Genomic DNA, 3,617 nt, shown 5'->3' with positions numbered 1-3,617 from the left:
TGTAAATACAACAGAATATGTTGTTATTTTAGAAAATTCAAAAAAAGAAGTTGACGTGAAGGTATCAATTGAGCTTAAGTCCATCGTTAAAAACCAATTGTTTGTTTGTATGTCAGCATTCGTAAGGAGATAAATAGTTAACGTGATAAAACCTGCTAATATTCCAATAAAAACTGATGTTGGAATCAACGCTTTATATACGGTCGCTTTATTGGTTCTGGTAGCCAACGCTTGCAACATTACTTTTGAGGTAAAATCAAACGATGGAGATTCCAATTCGGTTCCCTTCATCAAATGATCTACCAATTTTTCTAATTTTTTATCTTCGCTCTCTTTCATAATAGTCTACTACTTCTGGCCCTAATCTCTCCCTTAAAATGGAGGCTAATTTTTTTCTACTTCTAAAAAGTTTGACTTTTATATTATTTGCATTAATGCCCATAACGATTGAAATCTCTTCTGTCGACAGGTCATCAAAATAATATAAAGTTAATAAAAATGCATCATCACCGGATAGCAAATGCAGACAGTCTTGAACTTTTTTATTTCTTTCCTTCTCATCAATATCTCCCAAAACATCTTCGATTGCCTTGATATGAAGTTCATTAAAATCTTCAATGTATACAATGCTATTTTCTTTTTTTCTTCTTTTCAAATGGTCTAGACAAGTATGGTAGGTGATCTTGTAAACCCAGGTTGAAAACTTAGATTCTCCTTTAAAAGTATGAAGTGACTTATATGTTTTTACAAATGCATCTTGAGCTACTTCCTCCGCTTCTTCCCTGTTTTTAACCATTTTATACGCTAGAGTAAATACTAGATCCTTATACCGATCGACCAATACTGCGAATTCATCCGAATTCCCAGCGATTATTTGATTGATATGATGTTGATCGTCTATATTGTTCATATGGTGGTGAATTCTCCTCTATCCTGTACATAATGATCAGACGACAAGGATACCAATTTGGTTACAGATTAGTTGGTGAAAATATTTTTTGAATGCAGCGTGTAACCAAATTGAAAAACTTGTCGTCATAGGGCATATACTTCAATTAATCATTTAAAACAAAAAATCATGATCGCAGGCACTTTAATCCCAATTAGTTTTTTTTTAGCCGTTTTTGGTATCTTTTATCTTTATTTATCAACTAGAAACAAAGAGCGTTTAGCACTCATAGAGAAAGGGGTAGACGCAAGCATTTTCATGAGCGGCCGTCAGCATAGTACCTCATTTGGTAGAATTATTCTTCTAAACCTGGGCCTCTTATTAATGGGCGTAGGAATAGGAGTTTTTATCGCCTTATTACTAACCACCTACACGTCGTTAAACGATAACGCTTTGTATCCAGCAAGCATCTTCATCATGGCTGGTGCGGCCCTGCTTATAGGTTTCAAAGCAACGAAAAACATCGATAAATGAATGCCGATCAAAAATTAATCAACCTAATGATTGGACTTATCAAACAAAAATCCTACAAACCTATGCACTGCCCACAAGGTCAGTGCATAGATCAAGATCTGTAGCGGTCATTGCTTTGATGTCTTTTCTATATAAGGATCTGACGAGGATAAAGAAGCGAGAACGCATTTCTGATGGAGCCTCTCTTATTCAGATACTCATCATGTCTTTCAACTTGGCGTCTTAACAACAAGATTCCCCGTGTTGCACGGGTGGGCATTTAACGGTACCATAACGACAGTATACGCAACAATCACCTTCCAGCGGCCTCAAAAGAGTCGTACAATTTTCACTTTCATAAAAAAACTGGCAAGAATCTGTAGGCATTTCTTCTTCCTTTTTATATCCGTACTTGGGACAGGTAACAATCGATGTGGTTATTATTTTCATACTATTTCGACAAATCACGAATATAAGTTGCCAAATCTCTATCCACGCAATCTGTACTTCTCTCTAGATCCTGGATAATTCTTTCGCGCTCATTTTCCTTTTTATTCTGACTCAATTTTTGTTGTCCCTGTAAGTCTGAAACCTCAATTTCAAATACGACAATCCCTTTCACCATGCCCATTTTGAACGCGTCAGAAAGGCCTTCCCATTGCTCCATATACTCCTGTTCATAAAAGGCGATCATCTTTTCTAGTGCTTTCAGTTTTGCGGCCTCATCATGAATGATCTTAGCTTTCCCATAAGCATGAATTGCAATATAATCCCAAGTGGGCACACTTTCTTGCTTATCATAATGTCGGGGTGAGATATATGCATGCGGTTGAGAAAAGATGATCAAAGAAGTATTCTCTTCAATGTATCTGCTCTGCTCATTGGCTGCTGAAAAGTGTGAACTTAATACCACATTCCCTGTATGCTCGTCGACTAGAAACGGCAGCTGAGTGGCTGTTGGGATTTGGTCTTTGCAGGTTACGATCGTGGCAAAACTATAGCGTTTCATAAAGGTTACTTGATCTGCCAAATTTTCGAACTTAAAAGAATTGGGTACGTACATGCGACATGGTTTAAACGAATGGACAATTTACTGAATTTTCAACGGAATTCCCCTCTTCTTCATGCTCCAAATGCCATAGCTGAATATTTTCCAGAAGGAACCAAAACAAGCTGGCCTCAGGGTGGGCTTGCCTTGGGGCCAGTTCGATAAAAAATAAATACTACAGAACTGTTTGATAGGGCGATCAGGAAAAATATAGGCATTGCTCCTTGGAGGGATGTTTACCCTGCAAAATCATTTTGAAAACTGCATGAGGCTTTCTATTGGCTCTTGGTCTGAAGAAGTTGAACAAAAATTAAAACTATCAGGGAAATTGGCTGCAAAGATGTAAAACCCTAAGCGGATCCAAAAACCTCTGATAAGCAGCCCCTGATCAAATACTACATTAAAAACAAGCGTGCACTTTAGTATGTTTAGAAATAACGTTTATTCCCATATATAAGAAGAATAAAACACTTCCATATGGATTATCAAAAATTTAAAGATTATGAATCCCAAAAAGATATGGTCAAATTTGGCCGTGAGCGATTTAGAGCGAACAACTAAATTTTACACTGAATTAGGGTTTAAACCAAATGGTAACTCTAAAGAATTGACGAGTTTTTTGGTTGGTGAAGATAACTTTATCATGCACTTTTTTTTAAGAGACATACTCAAAACCAGTATAAAAGGTGACATAACCGATTCAAAAAAAGCGAACGAAGTTTTATTCACTCTTTCCGCCCAAAGCAAAGACCAGGTGGATAATTGGGCGAAAGAGGTTGAGCGAGCAGGTGGAAAAATTATTTCCAAGCCAGAAGAATTTGGAAAGGGATACTATGGTTTTGTTTTTGCAGACCCCGACGATCATAAGTATAATGTCTTTTACATGCAAGGTCTTTAAGAAAGATATAGAAGTACGAACGCATTTTTGATACTAACCTCAACCTATCATGATGTTAAAGATTAGTATCAACGGGGACATTTCATAGTATTCACATCTTAGCGAGTAATTGATACCGGAGTGCTGATTTCCTTCACGGGTTCGTTAAAAATCTCTCTCAATCTTTTCTCATATGCATCAGCATACTTCATCATTCCAATATCATTGGGATGAACGCCGTCGACCATGCTGTCAATATCTTGATTGATTTCTTCTTTGGATAATAGGTA

7 protein-coding genes are annotated in these 3,617 nt (G+C 36.9%); 2 read left to right on the top strand and 5 right to left on the bottom strand.

The genetic code is table 11. From position 1 onward, the window contains the following. Positions 1–339: hypothetical protein (locus tag VLZ86_RS11425; RefSeq protein ID WP_325451418.1), on the bottom strand; the 339-nt coding region annotated here is incomplete at its 3' end. Further along, positions 320–910, bottom strand: a complete 591-nt coding sequence (locus VLZ86_RS11420; protein WP_325451416.1) for an RNA polymerase sigma factor — start codon at positions 908–910, stop codon at positions 320–322. The genes VLZ86_RS11420 and VLZ86_RS11425, both read right to left, overlap by 20 nt. Before the next feature lie 168 nt (positions 911–1,078). On the opposite strand from VLZ86_RS11420, the gene VLZ86_RS11415 reads away from it, so the two are divergent. After that, positions 1,079–1,423, top strand: a complete 345-nt coding sequence (locus VLZ86_RS11415) for a DUF6249 domain-containing protein (protein WP_325451414.1) — start codon at positions 1,079–1,081, stop codon at positions 1,421–1,423. A 222-nt stretch (positions 1,424–1,645) separates the two neighbouring features. Here the strand turns inward: VLZ86_RS11415 and VLZ86_RS11410 are convergent, their stop codons facing one another. Continuing rightward, a complete protein-coding gene (locus VLZ86_RS11410; RefSeq protein WP_325451412.1) occupies positions 1,646–1,852 on the bottom strand; it encodes a GDCCVxC domain-containing (seleno)protein in 207 nt (68 codons plus the stop codon). Position 1,853: 1 nt separating this feature from the next. Next, positions 1,854–2,465, bottom strand: a complete 612-nt coding sequence (locus tag VLZ86_RS11405) for an FMN-binding negative transcriptional regulator (protein ID WP_325451410.1) — start codon at positions 2,463–2,465, stop codon at positions 1,854–1,856. A gap of 520 nt (positions 2,466–2,985) precedes the next feature. Between VLZ86_RS11405 and VLZ86_RS11400 the strand changes: the two genes are divergently transcribed. Beyond that, positions 2,986–3,348 (top strand): VOC family protein, encoded by a 363-nt coding sequence (locus VLZ86_RS11400; RefSeq protein ID WP_325451408.1) that lies wholly within the window; start codon positions 2,986–2,988, stop codon positions 3,346–3,348. 98 nt (positions 3,349–3,446) lie between these two features. Here VLZ86_RS11400 and VLZ86_RS16325 read toward each other — a convergent pair. Beyond that, a partial coding sequence (locus VLZ86_RS16325; RefSeq protein WP_414652555.1) for an SGNH/GDSL hydrolase family protein occupies positions 3,447–3,617 on the bottom strand: 171 nt, incomplete at its 5' end.

The sequence above is a fragment of the Gelidibacter sp. genome, from assembly GCF_035515035.1.
GTDB lineage: Bacteria > Bacteroidota > Bacteroidia > Flavobacteriales > Flavobacteriaceae > Gelidibacter.
The sequence above is the reverse complement of the archived record's forward strand: the minus strand, read 5'-3'. Positions and strand labels throughout refer to the sequence as shown.

Excerpts from the sequence above, each read along its gene's own strand:
- VLZ86_RS11420 (WP_325451416.1), bottom strand. The coding sequence starts at position 910 with ATGAACAATATAGACGATCAACATCATATCAATCAAATAATCGCTGGG.
- VLZ86_RS11405 (WP_325451410.1), bottom strand. The coding sequence starts at position 2,465 with ATGTACGTACCCAATTCTTTTAAGTTCGAAAATTTGGCAGATCAAGTA.
- VLZ86_RS11410 (WP_325451412.1), bottom strand. The coding sequence starts at position 1,852 with ATGAAAATAATAACCACATCGATTGTTACCTGTCCCAAGTACGGATAT.
- VLZ86_RS11415 (WP_325451414.1), top strand. The coding sequence starts at position 1,079 with ATGATCGCAGGCACTTTAATCCCAATTAGTTTTTTTTTAGCCGTTTTT.